The 15,647-nt window shown below is 44.4% G+C and carries 15 protein-coding genes; 9 read left to right on the top strand and 6 right to left on the bottom strand.

What is annotated here, in order from left to right:
* Positions 1-75: 75 nt before the first annotated feature.
* On the bottom strand, positions 76-708 hold the full coding sequence (locus QUB06_RS00610; protein ID WP_333433782.1) for a hypothetical protein: 633 nt from the start codon (positions 706-708) through the stop codon (positions 76-78).
* 248 nt (positions 709-956) lie between these two features.
* Here QUB06_RS00610 and QUB06_RS00615 point away from each other — a divergent pair, with 248 nt between their 5' ends.
* On the top strand, positions 957-1,676 hold the full coding sequence (locus QUB06_RS00615; RefSeq protein WP_333433783.1) for an SAM-dependent methyltransferase: 720 nt from the start codon (positions 957-959) through the stop codon (positions 1,674-1,676).
* A 181-nt stretch (positions 1,677-1,857) separates the two neighbouring features.
* On the opposite strand, the gene QUB06_RS00620 is transcribed toward QUB06_RS00615, so the two are convergent.
* The 4 genes from QUB06_RS00620 to QUB06_RS00635 form a co-directional block, all read right to left on the bottom strand.
* Positions 1,858-2,958, bottom strand: a complete 1,101-nt coding sequence (locus tag QUB06_RS00620; RefSeq protein ID WP_333433784.1) for an iron-containing redox enzyme family protein — start codon at positions 2,956-2,958, stop codon at positions 1,858-1,860.
* Between the two features lie 172 nt (positions 2,959-3,130).
* Positions 3,131-3,745, bottom strand: a complete 615-nt coding sequence (locus QUB06_RS00625) for a rhodanese-like domain-containing protein (RefSeq protein WP_333433785.1) — start codon at positions 3,743-3,745, stop codon at positions 3,131-3,133.
* Positions 3,735-4,505 (bottom strand): sterol desaturase family protein, encoded by a 771-nt coding sequence (locus QUB06_RS00630; protein WP_333433786.1) that lies wholly within the window; start codon positions 4,503-4,505, stop codon positions 3,735-3,737. Before QUB06_RS00630 ends, QUB06_RS00625 begins: the two co-directional genes overlap by 11 nt.
* Before the next feature lie 23 nt (positions 4,506-4,528).
* Positions 4,529-5,101 (bottom strand): type IV pilin-like G/H family protein, encoded by a 573-nt coding sequence (locus QUB06_RS00635; RefSeq protein WP_333433787.1) that lies wholly within the window; start codon positions 5,099-5,101, stop codon positions 4,529-4,531.
* A 302-nt stretch (positions 5,102-5,403) separates the two neighbouring features.
* On the opposite strand from QUB06_RS00635, the gene QUB06_RS00640 reads away from it, so the two are divergent.
* Positions 5,404-5,964 carry a Uma2 family endonuclease gene (locus QUB06_RS00640; protein ID WP_333433788.1) on the top strand — a complete coding sequence of 187 codons (561 nt, stop codon included), beginning with the start codon at positions 5,404-5,406 and terminating at the stop codon, positions 5,962-5,964.
* 7 nt (positions 5,965-5,971) lie between these two features.
* Here the strand turns inward: QUB06_RS00640 and QUB06_RS00645 are convergent, their stop codons facing one another.
* Positions 5,972-7,753, bottom strand: a complete 1,782-nt coding sequence (locus QUB06_RS00645) for an AAA-like domain-containing protein (protein ID WP_333433789.1) — start codon at positions 7,751-7,753, stop codon at positions 5,972-5,974.
* A gap of 633 nt (positions 7,754-8,386) precedes the next feature.
* On the opposite strand from QUB06_RS00645, the gene QUB06_RS00650 reads away from it, so the two are divergent.
* The 7 genes from QUB06_RS00650 (at position 8,387) to QUB06_RS00680 (ending at position 15,582) form a co-directional block, all read left to right on the top strand.
* The gene (locus QUB06_RS00650) at positions 8,387-8,932 is read left to right on the top strand and encodes an NfeD family protein (RefSeq protein WP_333433790.1); all 546 of its coding nucleotides are present in this window, start codon (positions 8,387-8,389) and stop codon (positions 8,930-8,932) included.
* 179 nt (positions 8,933-9,111) lie between these two features.
* The gene (locus QUB06_RS00655; RefSeq protein ID WP_333433791.1) at positions 9,112-9,672 is read left to right on the top strand and encodes an SPFH domain-containing protein; all 561 of its coding nucleotides are present in this window, start codon (positions 9,112-9,114) and stop codon (positions 9,670-9,672) included.
* A 116-nt stretch (positions 9,673-9,788) separates the two neighbouring features.
* Positions 9,789-10,307 carry a type IV pilin-like G/H family protein gene (locus tag QUB06_RS00660; RefSeq protein ID WP_333433792.1) on the top strand — a complete coding sequence of 173 codons (519 nt, stop codon included), beginning with the start codon at positions 9,789-9,791 and terminating at the stop codon, positions 10,305-10,307.
* 107 nt (positions 10,308-10,414) lie between these two features.
* Positions 10,415-10,942: a type IV pilin-like G/H family protein gene (locus QUB06_RS00665; RefSeq protein ID WP_333433793.1), complete on the top strand. Its 528-nt coding sequence runs from the start codon at positions 10,415-10,417 to the stop codon at positions 10,940-10,942.
* A gap of 101 nt (positions 10,943-11,043) precedes the next feature.
* A complete protein-coding gene (locus tag QUB06_RS00670; RefSeq protein WP_333433794.1) occupies positions 11,044-11,574 on the top strand; it encodes a type IV pilin-like G/H family protein in 531 nt (176 codons plus the stop codon).
* A 10-nt stretch (positions 11,575-11,584) separates the two neighbouring features.
* Complete coding sequence (locus QUB06_RS00675; protein ID WP_333433795.1) at positions 11,585-14,398, top strand: AAA-like domain-containing protein; 2,814 nt, start codon at positions 11,585-11,587, stop codon at positions 14,396-14,398.
* 125 nt (positions 14,399-14,523) lie between these two features.
* Positions 14,524-15,582 carry a potassium channel protein gene (locus tag QUB06_RS00680; RefSeq protein WP_333433796.1) on the top strand — a complete coding sequence of 353 codons (1,059 nt, stop codon included), beginning with the start codon at positions 14,524-14,526 and terminating at the stop codon, positions 15,580-15,582.
* Positions 15,583-15,647: the final 65 nt, after the last annotated feature.

Genomic DNA, 15,647 nt, shown 5'->3' on the forward strand with positions numbered 1-15,647 from the left:
GTCATTAGCAATCTACTCATCACTTGTGGTTAATGCTTGACGTTGATAGCTGTTGGAATCGCGGTGGTACAGAAGTTAATCCAGGCTGTTAAGAGGCTGGCGCATATCCCATTGCAATTCGGCTAAAACGAGCAAGCTAAATACCATTATGGCTCCCGTAAATAGGAAAAGCCAACCCCCCGTGTAAGGTAAAATTAATATTCCCAACAGGTGAAATAAACTTGCCGCTAAAAGCGCGCGCGATCGCACAGCAAATCCAGTCCCCAAATACCCAATTCCGCTCATTCCCAACCACAGGGGACAGAGATTCGCCAACACTTTTCCCCAAGTGAGAAAAATTGCTAAATCGGTCAGCACCAATCCTAATAACATTAGTATTACCCAACCGTAAAGCACCCAAATCAGGCGTTCTATTTTGACCCAAGAGTATGTCATGCTTACCATTGCTGCTGTACCTACGAGGCTAAGCGCTGACCACAAACCTGCTTGCAGCATCCAACTCACAGAAAAAAATTGTGCTGTGCCGAACATGGCTATTAACAGCAAGCTCCACAGCAAGCAAGTTCGATCGAGACAAGTATAAAATTGTGAATAAAATCGATCTTTGCCAAGGGGAAACTGAACCTGCCAAAGCCCTTCTAAATCCTGAAGCTCGATGTTAAGCTGTTTCCGGCGCAGAGGGGGAACTGAATAATTAAAAAAGGTCATATCTGATACTATTAAGATTTACAATTATTTGCTTAGGTACTATCTCACCAGCAATCGCTCTAATTGCAATCTGTCAATCGGATTAATCTAGTTAATTGGATAATCTGTCGGCAGTAATAGTTATTCGCTCGCACCAGGTAAAACAGGAATAGATAGATTGTACAAGTTGATAAAATAGCTCTTGGGACAGATGGCTGGAATATTACTTATTCGATACTTTAAAAATAGTCAACTTTGTTACAGAATTTATGCTCACTTCATCCCATCCTCTGAAACAGGTATTCCACTGCCCGGAAGAATCGGATTTTTACGCGCACTGCTTGGAAAGTTTAGTGTTAAATGCTAGTGACAATTCTCGACTTATCGTAGAGTTTGGTTCAGGAGAGGGAAGTCCTGTTATTAAGTCTTTGCTGAGAAGTGATTTTGATGGGACAATACAGGGATTTGAGCTAAATAATGTAGCTTGGAAAATTGCTCAGTCTCAAATTAAGCAATATGAACTGAGCGAACGATACACAGTCAACAATTGCTCTTTTTTTGATTCGCCTTTATACGAGTCGGCGGATTGTGTCATCTCAAATCCGCCTTACTTGCCGGCGGTGGATGATAAGATTTACCAGCCGCTGTTGCACGGCGGGAGTGATGGTTCGACAATTGCTAAGAAACTTTTGTCTTTGGGCAGCGACGAAGTTTTGCTGATGGTTTCTAGCTATTCTAATCCTGTGGGTTTGATCGATTATGCCTTGGATCGAGGCTACTCGGTTGCGAATTTTGAAATTGCACCTTTAAATTTTGGCTATTATAGCTCGGAACCCAAGGTGAAAAGCGCGATCGCCACTCTCAGAGAACAGGGAATGGCTTTTTATTCGGAAAACATCTATCTGTTGGCTGGAGTTTTGTTTAAGAAGCACCAAAAGTCGCAAAGAGATTTGTCGATCGAGCTAATTCAGTTAATGACAGCATTTTAAAATACAGCGCTGGTAGCGTGCCTCTGAGATGTTGCACCATTGTCAGCAACAGGCAAGATGCCTGTTCCACAAGAAATAAACTCTTTGTGGAACAGGCATCTTGCCTGTTCCTCAAAAGCTTATTGAGAACGGTGCAAGATCTAGGGTGCATCAGTCTCTGACCCACCCTACGATATAGCTGTTAATTGTGTTCTGTGGCTTGGATCGATCGCACCACAGCAGCGCCAGCCCGATCGCCGATCGACTTCTCCTGATCGTAGCCCAACACCAGTTCCCAAGCCTCCTGCGGGTATCTATCAACCAGCGGGATCGCCACTTCATCCAACATCCAGCGGCCGTGACGCTCATCTTCTTTGATGTGCAGTTCCCAATAACCCATCGCAGCTTGCGAGAGGCCCAGACGCTGGGCGGCGGCTAGATAATTGCGGTAAGCCACGGGCCCCGCCACCTCAAAATAAGTGAGTCCACCGTTGTAGCGCAGAAAATGGCGCTTGCGTTCCGTCAGCAGAAAGTTGTGATTAATGCTTGCGAGCACTTGCCAAGGCACTAAATCGAAGTACGCTTCGGGTTCCGTACTCATCCCGAATTCAGCCAGCATTTGAGCAAAAAAGGTCGAATGCTTGCGGGGGAGGCGACCACCGCCGTATTCTTCGATCAGCACTCGCGTCAGGGTGCACTGAATTTCGTTGCCGGCACCGCCGATGATGCGAGAAACACGGCTGGCTTCCACTAAACCGTCGAAGGAGGCGATCGCCAGCAGGTGTTTGTATCCCTCTTCAGTCATGTGTTCGCGCAAATAGCGATCGCTCTCGTTCAAAGGAGGATCGACATCGGCGGCCGCGCGATCGCGCAGCGCTTGCTTGACATCCGGCAATTTTTGCAGCGCTGCAACGTCGATTTGGGCGATTTCCCACTGCTGCCAAGGTTCTTCAATGCGATCGCGCACGGAACGCAAATAGTGCGATCGTTCGTTATTGTAGCGGCGCAAATCGTCGTACCAAAACAAGTTGAGGCGGTTGATGCGGTAAAGTACGCGCTGCAAGAAGCGGTGAGCGGCCTCATCGCCCGGTTCCTGTTGGTAAGCTGCTTGAATTGCATAGGCGATCGCGCTTTCAAAATCGCTGACAAGTAACGGTTTTGCCGCCACCGTCTTGTCTAAATCCTCGACTTCTAGCAAATTGACAAATTGCCGATCGGCTGCTTCATAATTGGGGAGTACGGATTGCTTTTTGGAAACAGTCCGCGAGTCGGAAGAAGAAAGTATGTCTATCGTGTTTTGCATGGAATCAAGTTATGCTAACTCTAATTATTGTGCTGCCTGCCAAAACAGCCAACCGTTGCAGATTGCTGAGGATAATGGCTACTTTTCTTGAAGATAGCTAATCTGTCAGCACGATACACCTTTCTATTGATAGAGATTTGACAGAAATCAATTTGCTCACAACTGCCCAGATTCATTCCGAAAGCATGGTGACTGAGGGAGACTTTATGAAGCTGTGCAAAGTAATTGGGGCTAATATCTGGGCATCTTTTGCAGCCGGCACTGCTTGCCGCCACGCTTTGATACCGCCTGAAAGGACAACAACATTCAGGCTAGTATCCTTAATCTTATTAGTCTCATTTCCTCCCGATTCTTGGGAATACCGAGCGACTTTTTCCAACTGTTTGTATGCTTTAACCGATCGCCCTCCTCTGGCACAATAAAGTACAATTACTGGCTGAGGTCGAGCGGATTTAACCCTAGCTTTTACAAGGGATTGAATCTGCTTGACACCGAACCCCATCTCAATATCAGTTATGGGAACAAGGGGACTTTCACCGATGCGATCTTCCGCGTATTCTTCGGGCGATCGTACATCAATCAACATCACTGATTTCAACTCACCCTGCTGCAATTCGGCAACAGTTACTTGTTTCGTATTTAAACTGGCGATAAAAGTTAGGATATCCATGTGATGAAATAGGGCAACTGCACCCACAGAAGCAACACTCGTCAAGCCAAAACCCATAATTGCCAGCAAAAAGCGAGAATAGCGATTAATACCTGGTTTTGCATTTTCATCTAGCATTTTTCATCATCCTTGAAAATGGATAGAAAATTTGTCCGACATATCCAGCAGGTAGAGAATCAGAGATTCCATATTGATGAGGCATTTTTTTTGCTGGCATATAGATAGTGCCAAATAGCAAATCTAACAGTGGCAACTGAACAGCAAAGTTTTTGTTTTTTACTCCGGGAATTTTACTGTGATGCCAGTGATGAAATTGTGGGGTGGCTATGAACCATTTTAGGATGCCAAATTTTAATTTAATATTAGAATGAATTAAGAAAGCGATCGCCGCCGAATAAAGAGCATAAGCCACCAAACTCTCCTTGGTAAATCCCAACCAGTAAAGAGGCATAATTTTGCAAATCTGAGTAAAGAGTTGCTCGCAGGGATGCACCCGCACTGCTGCTAACCAATCCATGTGTTCAATGCTGTGATGGACTGCATGAAATTGCCAAAGCCAGGGTACTTCATGCAGTAGTCTGTGAGCGATATAATATGCCATATCTGAAACGATAACTGCTTCTGCCAACTGCAACCCGACAGGTTGAGAGGCTACTTTGCTTTGCAATTCCTGGTTGAGTAAATTAGTCATTAGCGACAAAATTACGGTCACAACAATAGCGCCTAATCTACCAATAAAGTGACCGATAAAAAAATATGTGGCATCGGTTTCCCATCCGAAACGAAATATCTTTTGCTTGTGCAAGGAAAAGATTCTTTCGAGGGGAATGAAGATGCAAGCTAAGATGATGAAGCCTTTGACAATTTCAGGTAACATGAGATTCTGATTAATGTCGATTTTTACTTCGTCAATGATTCTGTACCAGCAGCGCAGACAGGATTACCATTCTGAAGGATAGGAGCAGGCGGTTGGGTATTTCCAGGAGAATTTGCTCCACACAGAATGGATACAGTAGTCTTCTCTTTGTTAGCTGCTTTGGAAACAGGTACTAAAAATACAGCCCCGACATAGCTACGAAGATTATTGCTGCGGGCTACAGCATAACTAAACGCAGAATTTTTGGTAGATATGGTTGAATAGTTATAGTTGGTTGTCTGAGTTTTAATGCCGAGGCCTAGGGCATTAACGGAATTGGAAAATGCGCCCTCCTCGGCGTATATTGCTTGTTGACCTTTGTTCATTGAGCTAACATATTGTTTACCTTCAGATTGCTTCGCCTTGCCACCACAACCGACAAAAGAAGGGAGGGCGATCGCACCAACTATTATGCTGCCCAGAGGAAAGTAAATAAAAGTGATCCTCAGTAAGATTCCTACCCAAGATTTACTTTTTTTGTCAGGGAGAATGTTTTTTTCTGAAGATTCCGCTTTTTTATCGAGTGCATCGAGTTGAGGGTTTGTCTTAAGCTGCATGGTTGTTCTTCAAATGTGTTAGCCGATTAGTTGTCCAGCGAGTAATGATTGGAGGAGAGGCGCGACAATATTCAGGTTTCAGGTAAATGCCTCATTGAGGTTAAACTGAATATATCACTGAGTGCGGCGGGGTATGCAAACCTCGCATATTGTGCCTTGCTTCTACTCTATCTCTATTAAATCACCAGGCTATTTGAGAACTCGACTGACTTTTCATCGACTTCTCATCGACTTTAGACATCACTGGCATTTAATAGGGCGTGTGACTATAATCGAAGAAATAATTAGAGGAAGGGTAAGTTATGGCAGTGCAGTTGCTCAAAAGACTTTTCACCGTAGAAGAATACCATCTGATGGGTAAAGCTGGGATTCTTTCAGAGGGCGATCGCGTAGAATTGATAGAAGGAGAACTTGTGCAAATGGCCGCAATTGGAACTCGTCACGCAGGTTGTGTTAACCGCATTACCCGACTCTTGTGCCGGCTTCCAGAAGAAAGGGCGATTGTGACTGTACAAAACCCCATTCAAGTCAGCCAGCGAACGGAACCGCAACCCGATTTAGTATTGCTGCAACCTCGCGCCGATTACTATTCAACCGCCCATCCCCTACCATCGGAAGTTTTACTGTTAATAGAAGTAGCTGACACTTCAATAGATTATGACAGAGACGTGAAACTTCCTATTTACGCCCGATCGCAAATTCAGGAAGTCTGGATAGTAAATTTACAGGAAAACTGCTTGGAAGTTTACCGCCAGCCAACGGTTAACGGTTACAGTTTAATGCTGAGGTTTTGGCGTGGCGACGAAGTTTCGCCGCTGGCTTTTCCCGAATTTGTAGTTAGTGTGGATTTGGCGATCGGGTAAATAGGGATTATTTGCAGTCAAGCCGATCGCCAAAATACTCCTGATACAACCGACATCTCGGAATGCAATGATTTCCATCCAATTTCACCAACCCCATACTATTTAACTTAAACCCCAATTCTGACCTCAATCTAACTGGCTGGGAAACACTCACAACCTCTCTCATCGCCTCCATTAATTCCGAATATTTCTCTAAATTCCATAAATGTCGCCGCAAATGATCGCTGTAAATTCCCGCTTCAGTTGCAGATTCTTTCACTAACCGATCTAAAGTCACATCTTGACGCGAAATATGATACATTCCTAGTCGCACTAAATAGGGATTTCCTCCCACTAGCGCCATCATTTCTGCAACTTCTGTCTCACTCCAATTGATTCCGTGTCGCGCTGCTAAGTCTTGCACTTGCTGCGAATTAAACTCAGGCAAATCAATGGGCAACCCGACATTAAACGGCGATTTATTCACATCCAGCGGGATATATACTTCCGTAGAATGCACCACAATCAAACGCAATTTTTTCCAAATATCTCGCCGTTTTGCTTCTTCGTGTAAAGCGCGCAATAACCCAAAAAAGTCGTCGGCAATTTCCGGCGATTCAAACAGGCGATCGCTCTCATCCAAGCCTAACGTCAGAGGTTTTGAGGATTCAGACAGCAAATACTGTTCAAAATAAGCCTTGCAGCACTGATTGCTGCCAATCAAATCGGCCAATTCCCAACACTTGGGCAACTGCTCCAGCATTCCTAACTCTTGACCGATGCTAGCACAAAACCACTGCAAAAATGTATCTGAATTAGCGAATATTTTCCTATTGGCTAGCTGAAAACTCAGCGCTACCGTGCGAGAACCTTGCTGTTCTGCATGATGCAAAATCCTCGCCATCAAGGAAGTTTTGCCCATTTGTCTGGGTGCTTTTATGCGGATGAGGGCTCCCGGCTGGGCGATCGTCTCGTAACAGCGGGATTCGATCGGAGGGCGATCGATATAAAAACGAGAAGCTATTTCAACTTGTCCTCCCGGCAATTCTGGCGGCGCTGCTGGCAGGGGTTGAATTATTGACTGTTTGGTGCTAGTAATTGCGTTCCATTCTACAGCTAATTCATGGTCGGCAGTTAACGATGTGCGACCTTCTTTGATAATGGTTAAAATTTGTGATAATAACTTAAATGAGTCGCCAACACCGCGCCACAGCCAGGGCTGAATTCCTGCTAAATAGCTCAGTAAATCAAAAGAAAGCGGTGTATTTAATTCAAGTAAAATCGGTAAAATTGCGGGTTTATGAGCAGTTGAATTGTGCAATTCTTTTGCTAGCTGCACTTGTTCCAATATCATTTCGCTCGCGGCCGATTCTTGGGAAATCAGCAACAGCAAATAATCGCAACGCTTTAAATATGAGGCTGAGTCGCTGCTGTTGTTAATAAAAAAGACTTCGTGCCCTCCCGCACTCAAAGCTTGGTGTAACTGCTGAGAAAGGGTGGTGTTTGAGGTCGATCGAGTCTTGGCGGAGTCCTCGAAGACGATCGCCACTTTGGCCCTCACCAGCACTACCTCCTCTGGATCTGAATTCGCGTCAAAATCGGCTATATCGCGCCATTCCTGCCCCAATCCGCGACAAATTTCGATGAAATTGGCATAATCCACAGGTTTGCCATTCAGAAAATGGCTGACAGTAGATTGCGCCATCCCTAAATCCTCAGCCAGAATTTTCTGACTGGGAAAGCCATTTCTCAGGAGACAGGATTTAACTGCGCGAATGCACTCTTCGCGCACCCTTAGCGATCGTGGCATTGCTTATCACAATCAAAACACTGAAACCATCTTGACACTCCCCTGCCTAAAGGCGAGGGGATTCTTAATTCAGCGACTGACCATTAAGTGTTACGTCCTTTCGGCAATACTCAAACCTTTTAACCGTAGAATTCTACCAATTAACGAGCCTGATTCGCAGCCACCCCAGAGGGTCTATCTCCAAAAGCGTACTAGGATAGTGACCTAGAGTTCGGGTATGCCCTACCCTACTTAACAATACTGAAATAGTTTGTTTTACTGGTTTGAGGTTTAGTTTTTTAGCCTCTAGCTGTTTAAAGAGTTTTCGCCGCTCTTTGTCCCCCGGTTTGTGCCTAAAAGTGTGTCTCATGTCCCGTTTCACGATGGCAAAGGAGTTTGACCTTGACTATTGCAGTATACCACGGTTGCTGGAAATTTTCGGTGATTTGCGAATTAATTTTTAAAATTAAAGCCGTCCTAGAAGGACGGGGTTTTAAACCCAATTTCTTGATAAATGGGAACCGCCCCTTAAGTCGATGAAAAGTCGATGAAAAGTCGATGATTTTTCAAATAACTCAGTCGCCAACTCAAATAGCCACCTGATTAGATTAGAAATAACAAGGTTGAATCCCATCGCAACGAGGTAAAAGCATTGTGTATTCTATCCTAATTTGGTCGCTGGCCTCAGCCACTAATCAACCAGGTTTCGCCTTCACCCCGCCCCTATTCTGGCTGCTGCTGGGAGTTGTGCTGAGTGCGATCGAGCTATTAATCATCAAAACTCAGCCCCAAAAATACAGGTTTTACGTGCTAATGATGGGAGCTTCGGCTTTAATTGAATCCTTTATTTTGTGGAGAGGATCTGTAGCATTTCAGTTTAGTTGGGCGAACATAATGTATGAAGATTTTGACTGGCAAATCTTCTACTGGATGGGGATAGCCCTCGCGCTGAGCATCTGGATTAGACCGATTTTTATTGTTCGCAAAAAGTTTGTGATTCCCGAAGCCACAGAAGCGACAACAATCTCCGAAATTTTTCCCGGAGAAACCGGAATGGTGATTTATGAAGGGGCTTCGTGGAAAGCCCGTAATGAAGATTCCCAAGGGGCGATCGCACCCAGACAAAAAGTTTATGTTTTGCGCCGCGAAGGAAACACGCTGGTTGTTGTACCTGACAGATTAATTCACATCAACAGCTAAATCTCAGTTAGCTCTTTTATGACTCGGCGATTGAAATCGCTTCTACACAAACAAAGTCCGCCTTCGCGGACTAAGAAATCACTATCAACTGTCAACTGTCAACTGTCAACTGTCAACTGTCAACTGTCAACTGTCAACTGTCAACTGTCAACTGTCAACTATTTACCAGGAGATTCACTATGTATCAGTATTTTTTGATGGTGTTGTTTGCAATCACCGGAGTATCCTTAGCCAGCAGCGTAAAAATCGTCCGTCAAGGAGATGAGGCGTTAGTGGAAATTTTCGGAAAGTACGATCGCAAGAAACTCGAACCTGGTTTGACTTTTTTGATTCCCTTCGTCGAAACAGTGGCTTATAAGCAAACTCTGCGCGAGCAAATTTTAAACCTGCCACCGCAACAATGCACAACGCGCGATCGGGTGGCCATCACCGTTGATTTTATTGTGTACTGGCGAATCATTGACTTAGAAAAAGCTTCCTACAAAGTGCAGAATCTCAAGGAAGCGATGTTAAATATGCTGATTCTTTCAATTCGGACTCACCTTGCTAAATTATCTGTTGAGGAACTCTACACGGCTCGACATGAGATTAATAATGCTTTAGTGGAAGAGTTGGATACAACGACAGATCCTTGGGGTGTGAAGTTTACGAGAGTGGAATTGCGCGATTTTGCGATCGGCAGTAAAGTGATTCAGCCCACCTCCATTGACCGGAAAGAAGTACAAAAGCTGCGAGCTTAGAGATTAGTATTCCATCGTTTTCCTCGTTACCAGGCTCTTCCTGGTAACGCAGATCCAGAGGCTCTGCATCGCCGACTTTAATTCGCATTGTATATACCATTTAAGGAGACAACACCATGACTAACAATCAAGAATCAAGTTTGAGCAATGCAGCTTGTCGCGGTTGCGGATGCTTATTACTTATAGCCGGTATTGGAGTAATGAATGGGATAGCTCTGCCATTTTATCTAAATCATACCAATAGAAGCAAGCAGTCGGAAGCAAAACAGTATGTTAGCTCAATGAACAAAGCTCAGCAAGCAGATTTTGCCGAAAAAAGTGTTTTTTCGCGTTCCGTTAATGCTTTGAGACTTGGGATAAAAACGGAGACAACAAATTACAAGTATTCAGTTCGCGTCACAAAGCAAACTGCTTTTAATTATGGAGTCTCCAAGCAACCACAACTTAAGAGTTATGTCGGGGGTGTCTTTCTAGTTCCTGTTAAAGAAGTTGAGCCAAATGCTGCTAAAGATGGAATAACAACAATATCCATATTGTGCCAAGCTGATTCTCCCGGTACAATTAAACCAGCGGAACCCACATATGAAAAGGGTAAAATTGATTGTGGGCAAGGCACAAGACAAGTGACCAGATAATCTAACTATACGCAAGATAATGACAGTCGATTACCAATATTAAATCGGCCTTCAATTGAGATTTACCGGAGTAAACTCTTTACTACAAAGAGGGAGGATACAAAACTATGAGTCAACAAGATTCTAAATCAGCTAGCCTTTCACCTAATGGTTGCGGATGCTTATTGCTTTTAATGGGCATTGGAGCAATTGGTGCGATCGCTATGCCATCATTTCTGGGTGGTTGCAAGGGATGTAAATATAAGAAAATGGAAGGGATACAGTATGTTAGATCAATGAGCCGAGGTCAGCAAGCCTATTTTGCCGAAAAAAATGCTTTTTCCAGTTCTGTTAAGGCTTTGGGAATTGGCATTAAAACAGAGACAAAAGTTTTTAATTATTCAATTCGCGCCACTAAGAAAGCAGCATTTAATTATGCAGTAGCAAAGGAAAATGAATTAAAAAGTTATGTCGGCGGTGTTTTTATTGTTCCGCCAAAAAACTTTGTTCCCAATGCTACTAAAGAGGAAATAACTACAACACTCATATTCTGCGAAGCTGATTTTCCCGGTAGCATTCAACCAGCGGAACCCACCTATGACAATGGTAAAACTGCTTGCGGTAAAGGCACAATACCAATGGTCTCACCAAACTAACTATACGCAATATAATGACAGTCGATTACAAGATTAAATCGGCTTTCAATTGAGATTTACCGGACTAAAGTCTTTACTACAAACAGGGAGGATACAAAACTATGAGTCAACAAAATTATAAATCAGCTAGCCTTGCATCGAATGTTGGTGGATGCTTAGTGAGTTTAATGGTGGTGGGAGTATTGGCTTGGGTATTTGTTGTGCCATCCTTTCAGGTTAGGGTTAGGATCAACAAGCAATGGGAACCCAGAGATTATATTAGCTTAATCAACAAACGTCAGCAAGCCTATTTTGGCGAAAAAAGTGTTTTTAGCACTTCAGTTAAGGCTTTAGGAATTCGCATTATTAAAACCGAGACAGAAAATTACAAATATTCCCTTCTGACCACAAAAAAAGCAACATTTAATTATGGAGTCTCAAAGCAAAAAGACCTTAAAAGCTTTGTGGGTGGTGTCTTTGTAATTCCTGCTACAAAAGTTGAGTCAAATGCTTCTAAAAATATAACAACGACCACATCTATATTGTGCGGAGCTGATTCTGCTGGTACAATTAAACCACCAGAACCCACCAATCAAAATGGTAAAATTGCTTGTGCTACAGGCACCATAGAACTGAGACAAAGTTATCAATAGAGGCAATATAATGACAGTCGATTACCAATATCAAATCGGCGGCAGTCTCCCGCAAAATGCACCTACTTATGTAGTGCGACAAGCTGACTCAGAACTTTATCAAGCCCTCAAAGCTGGAGAGTTTTGTTACGTGCTCAATTCCCGACAAATGGGCAAATCCAGTTTGCTGGTGCGAACTGTACAAAAACTCTCGGCTGATGGCATTGCCTGTGCTACGATCGACCTTTCGGACATTGGCAACCAGCAAGTCTCTCTAGATAAGTGGTACGGCGGCGTCGCTTACAAGCTATTGTGCAGTTTCAACCTGTTTAACCCAGTCGAGTTTATGACTTGGTGGCGGGAGAGAGAGTTGATGCCGCCAGTGCAGCGCTTAGGAGAGTTAATTGAAGAGTTGCTGCTGGTAAAAATTTCTCAAAACCTGGTTATTTTTATTGATGAAATTGATAGCGTTCTGAGTTTCCAAGAACCGCTAGACGATTTCTTTGCATTAATTAGATGTTGCTACAATAAACGCGCTCACAATTCAGAATACCAGCGCATTACATTTGCTTTGCTGGGAGTAGCTACGCCATCGGATTTAATTAGCGATGCAACCCGCACGCCCTTTAATATCGGTTTAGCAATTGAATTGCACGGTTTTACATTACAGGAAGCTCTGCCTTTAGCAAATGGATTTGAGGGAAAAGTAGACAATCCTCAAGAGGTTTTAAAAGAGATTTTGGACTGGACTGGAGGGCAGCCATTTCTCACTCAAAAGCTTTGCAAGCTGATTTTGCACCATGTAAAAAGCTTAGCTTCGGCGTCTATTATATCAGACTCAACTGATGAAAGCAAAACTGAAAATTTTACTACAAATCAATTATTAATTAGCGAGATAGTGCAATCTCATATTATTGATAATTGGGAATCGTCCGATGAACCAGTGCACATCAAAACAATTCGCGATCGCCTTCTCAGAAGTCAGCACCGCGCCAGTAGGTTATTAGGACTATATCAAAAAATATTGCCACTTTCAGAACCCCCCGATTGTAGGGGCGGTGCCCCCGTGCCCGCCCTGGTAGGAGGAATCTGGGCGGATGATACTCCCGAACAAACAGAATTGCGGCTGAGCGGATTAGTAGTAAAACGAGCCGGAAAATTAACCGTATCCAACCGCATTTACGCAGCTATATTCAGCCATGACTGGGTAGAAAAAGCGCTCTGCGACTTGCGCCCCTATGCTGAATCCCTAACAGCATGGGTAGCGACAAATTGTCAAGACGAATCTCGATTGTTGCGCGGTCAAGCACTGGAAGATGCCCGACAGTGGGCGGCAAATAAAAGCTTGAGCACCCAAGATTATCAATTTTTAGGTGCGAGTCAAGAAGCGGAATTTGCCAAATTGCGCGATCGCGAAAAACAAACCCAAACGGAAATTGAACAACTGCGCCGCGAAAAAAAGTTACTAGAGGAACTAAGCGAAGCACAAAAGCAGAAAAAAGCAATTGCAGTTAAACTGTGGCGCGAGCAACAACTGAGAGTGCAAACAGTTACAGGAGCCGCAGTCCTATTAATATCAATCCTGATAGTAGCTTTTTGGGTAAAACCATCAATCGAAGAAAGAAACAACAAAATTCTCACTCTCAGTTTGCTATCAGAAACGCTATTTGCCGCAGATAAAAAAGAAGAAGCTTTGCTAGAAAGCATTAGAGCTGTTACAGAAATGAAACGATCGCTCGGAGTCAGCTCAGATATTCAGATGCGAGTGGCGATCGCCCTCGAACAGGCAGTTTACAACTTTCGGGAACGCCGCCGCTTGCAGAGTCAAGCGAGTACCCTCGCTTTCGCGAGTTTCAGTCCCGACAGTCAAACAATTGTGACTGCTACCGACGATAATTATATCAAGCTTTGGCAAACTAATGGAGCTTTGCAAGCAACATTGACAGGGCATACTGATAAAATTAGAAGGGCAATTTTCAATTCTAGCGGTCAGATAATTGTCTCAGCCAGCGACGATCAAACTGTCAAAATTTGGCAAAAAAATGGCGAATTGCTTCATGATTTAAAAGAACACAGCGGTCAAATAACAAGCGTATCTTTGAGTCCAGATGGTAAAATTATTGCTTCAGCAAGTACCGATGGAAAAGTTAAACTATGGAAAATCAACGGGGAAGAATTGTCAAGTTTAAAAGTGGAGCGAGGTTGGATAACCAGCACGAGTTTTAGCCCAGACGGTCAGATAATTGCTGGGGCTGCCACTGATGGCACTGTTAAACTTTGGAGTTTGAGAAAGGTTGCGGAAAAACTGCAAAAACAGCAGTCAATCGAAGCCAGCAGCGATATCAAATTGCTCCGAACTTTACAGATGGAAAGTGATAAAATTATGAGTGTAACTTTCAGTCCAGACGGAGCAATGCTGGCCGCTGCAAGTGCTGGGGGAACGGCGAGAATTTGGAGCAAAGACGGCACACCGCTAAGTATTTTAAAGCATACAAGTGGAGTGACAAATATCAGCTTTAGTCCCGACAGTCAAATGTTGCTATCTGCAAGCACAGACAAAATGGTGAGGCTGTGGAATATTGACGGTACGTTGCTCCAAACTTTAAAAGGTAACAAGGATGCTGTTTGGAGTGCGAGTTTTAGTCCAGACGGCAAAGCGATCGCTAGTGCTAGTGCTGACGGTACGGTGATGCTGTGGAATTTTAATCTTGACGATTTGTTGCAGCAGGGTTGCGATGGAGCCCGCAATTATTTTCAGACAAATCCGATCGCAAATCAAAACAATCGCCACCTCTGTGACGGGATTGGAACTCAGTCGGAACTCACGCAAAAAAAACCGGGTTAAGAGTCAAAATGTTGAGTTTGGCAGCAAAGTATCTAGGCAGAAACTGGCTTTTTGAGCGCCCCTGCGTCTAGGGCTGATATGGTTAAAATTGGTAGCAGCTAATAGGTAATAGGTCAGCCCGATCGGTGTATTCAACTCTAGAACAAAAGTACCAGCGCCTGCAAAAAGACTTAAGAAACGGAGTCATCGCCCTTGGCGGCATTTTATGCACGGGTACTCTCTGGTATCGGCTGGTGGAAAAATGGTCTTTGCTCGATGCCGCTTACATGACAGTATTTACCCTAGCAACTGTCGGCTACGGTGAACTTCACCCCCTCGGCCGACGCGGGCGAATGTTTACCATATGCCTGATTTTGATGGGCGTGATTGTGATTGGTTTCATCGTCAACCGCTTTACAGAAGCGCTGATTGAAGGATATTTTCAAGAAGGAGCAAGAATTAGGCAGCAGCGACGATTGGTAGATTCTTTGATCGGGCATTACATTCTCTGCGGTTTTGGGCGCACTGGTCGCCAAATTGCCTTGGAATTTCAGGCCGAATATATCTCTTTTGTGGTGATAGATTCGGCGGTGCAGTCGGTTGAGGCAGCTTTGGCGCTGGGGTACACGGCTGTCCAAGGAGACGCGACTTTGGACGAAATTTTGCTGAGTGTGGGGATCGATCGCGCAATTTGCATAGTAGCAGCTTTGCCTTCGGATGCCGAGAATTTATACACTGTCATGTCAGCGAAAACTCTGAATCCGAAGGTACGGGCGATCGCCCGCGCCACCACAGAAGAGGCGGTAAAGAAGTTGCAGCGGGGCGGGGCAGATGCCGTCGTATCCCCCTACATTACCGGGGGAAAACGCATGGCTGCTGCGGCTTTGCGGCCTCAAGTTATGGATTTTTTAGACGGTGTTTTGACCGGCACCGAGAGTTCTTTTTACATGGAAGAATTTTTGGTCGATCCCAATAGTTGTGTCTACGTTGGGGAAACTTTGAGAAATGCCAAGTTGCGATCGCAATCGGGGGCCTTGGTTTTAGCAGTGCGACGCGCTGGCGGGACTTTGATTGTGGGGCCTACTGGAGAAACTGCGATCGAAGGAGGAGATACGCTGATTTGTTTGGGTACTGGTGAACAACTGCGAACTCTCAATCAAATCCTCAGTCCCCTGAGTTTTCGCCTCCCCCGGCCCCCGAACTAATACGATGTCATATCAATTCCGGTTGCACTCCTCTTGATTGTTGACTGTTGATTGTTGACTTTTGA

Source organism: Microcoleus sp. D2_18a_D3 (assembly GCF_036702455.1).
GTDB lineage: Bacteria > Cyanobacteriota > Cyanobacteriia > Cyanobacteriales > Microcoleaceae > Microcoleus.

Excerpts from the sequence above, each read along its gene's own strand:
- QUB06_RS00655 (WP_333433791.1), top strand. The coding sequence starts at position 9,112 with ATGTATCAGTATTTTTTGATGGTGTTGTTTGCAATCACCGGAGTATCC.
- QUB06_RS00625 (WP_333433785.1), bottom strand. The coding sequence starts at position 3,745 with ATGCTAGATGAAAATGCAAAACCAGGTATTAATCGCTATTCTCGCTTT.
- QUB06_RS00610 (WP_333433782.1), bottom strand. The coding sequence starts at position 708 with ATGACCTTTTTTAATTATTCAGTTCCCCCTCTGCGCCGGAAACAGCTT.
- QUB06_RS00640 (WP_333433788.1), top strand. The coding sequence starts at position 5,404 with ATGGCAGTGCAGTTGCTCAAAAGACTTTTCACCGTAGAAGAATACCAT.
- QUB06_RS00620 (WP_333433784.1), bottom strand. The coding sequence starts at position 2,958 with ATGCAAAACACGATAGACATACTTTCTTCTTCCGACTCGCGGACTGTT.
- QUB06_RS00635 (WP_333433787.1), bottom strand. The coding sequence starts at position 5,101 with ATGCAGCTTAAGACAAACCCTCAACTCGATGCACTCGATAAAAAAGCG.
- QUB06_RS00675 (WP_333433795.1), top strand. The coding sequence starts at position 11,585 with ATGACAGTCGATTACCAATATCAAATCGGCGGCAGTCTCCCGCAAAAT.
- QUB06_RS00670 (WP_333433794.1), top strand. The coding sequence starts at position 11,044 with ATGAGTCAACAAAATTATAAATCAGCTAGCCTTGCATCGAATGTTGGT.
- QUB06_RS00630 (WP_333433786.1), bottom strand. The coding sequence starts at position 4,505 with ATGTTACCTGAAATTGTCAAAGGCTTCATCATCTTAGCTTGCATCTTC.
- QUB06_RS00665 (WP_333433793.1), top strand. The coding sequence starts at position 10,415 with ATGAGTCAACAAGATTCTAAATCAGCTAGCCTTTCACCTAATGGTTGC.
- QUB06_RS00615 (WP_333433783.1), top strand. The coding sequence starts at position 957 with ATGCTCACTTCATCCCATCCTCTGAAACAGGTATTCCACTGCCCGGAA.
- QUB06_RS00645 (WP_333433789.1), bottom strand. The coding sequence starts at position 7,753 with ATGCCACGATCGCTAAGGGTGCGCGAAGAGTGCATTCGCGCAGTTAAA.
- QUB06_RS00660 (WP_333433792.1), top strand. The coding sequence starts at position 9,789 with ATGACTAACAATCAAGAATCAAGTTTGAGCAATGCAGCTTGTCGCGGT.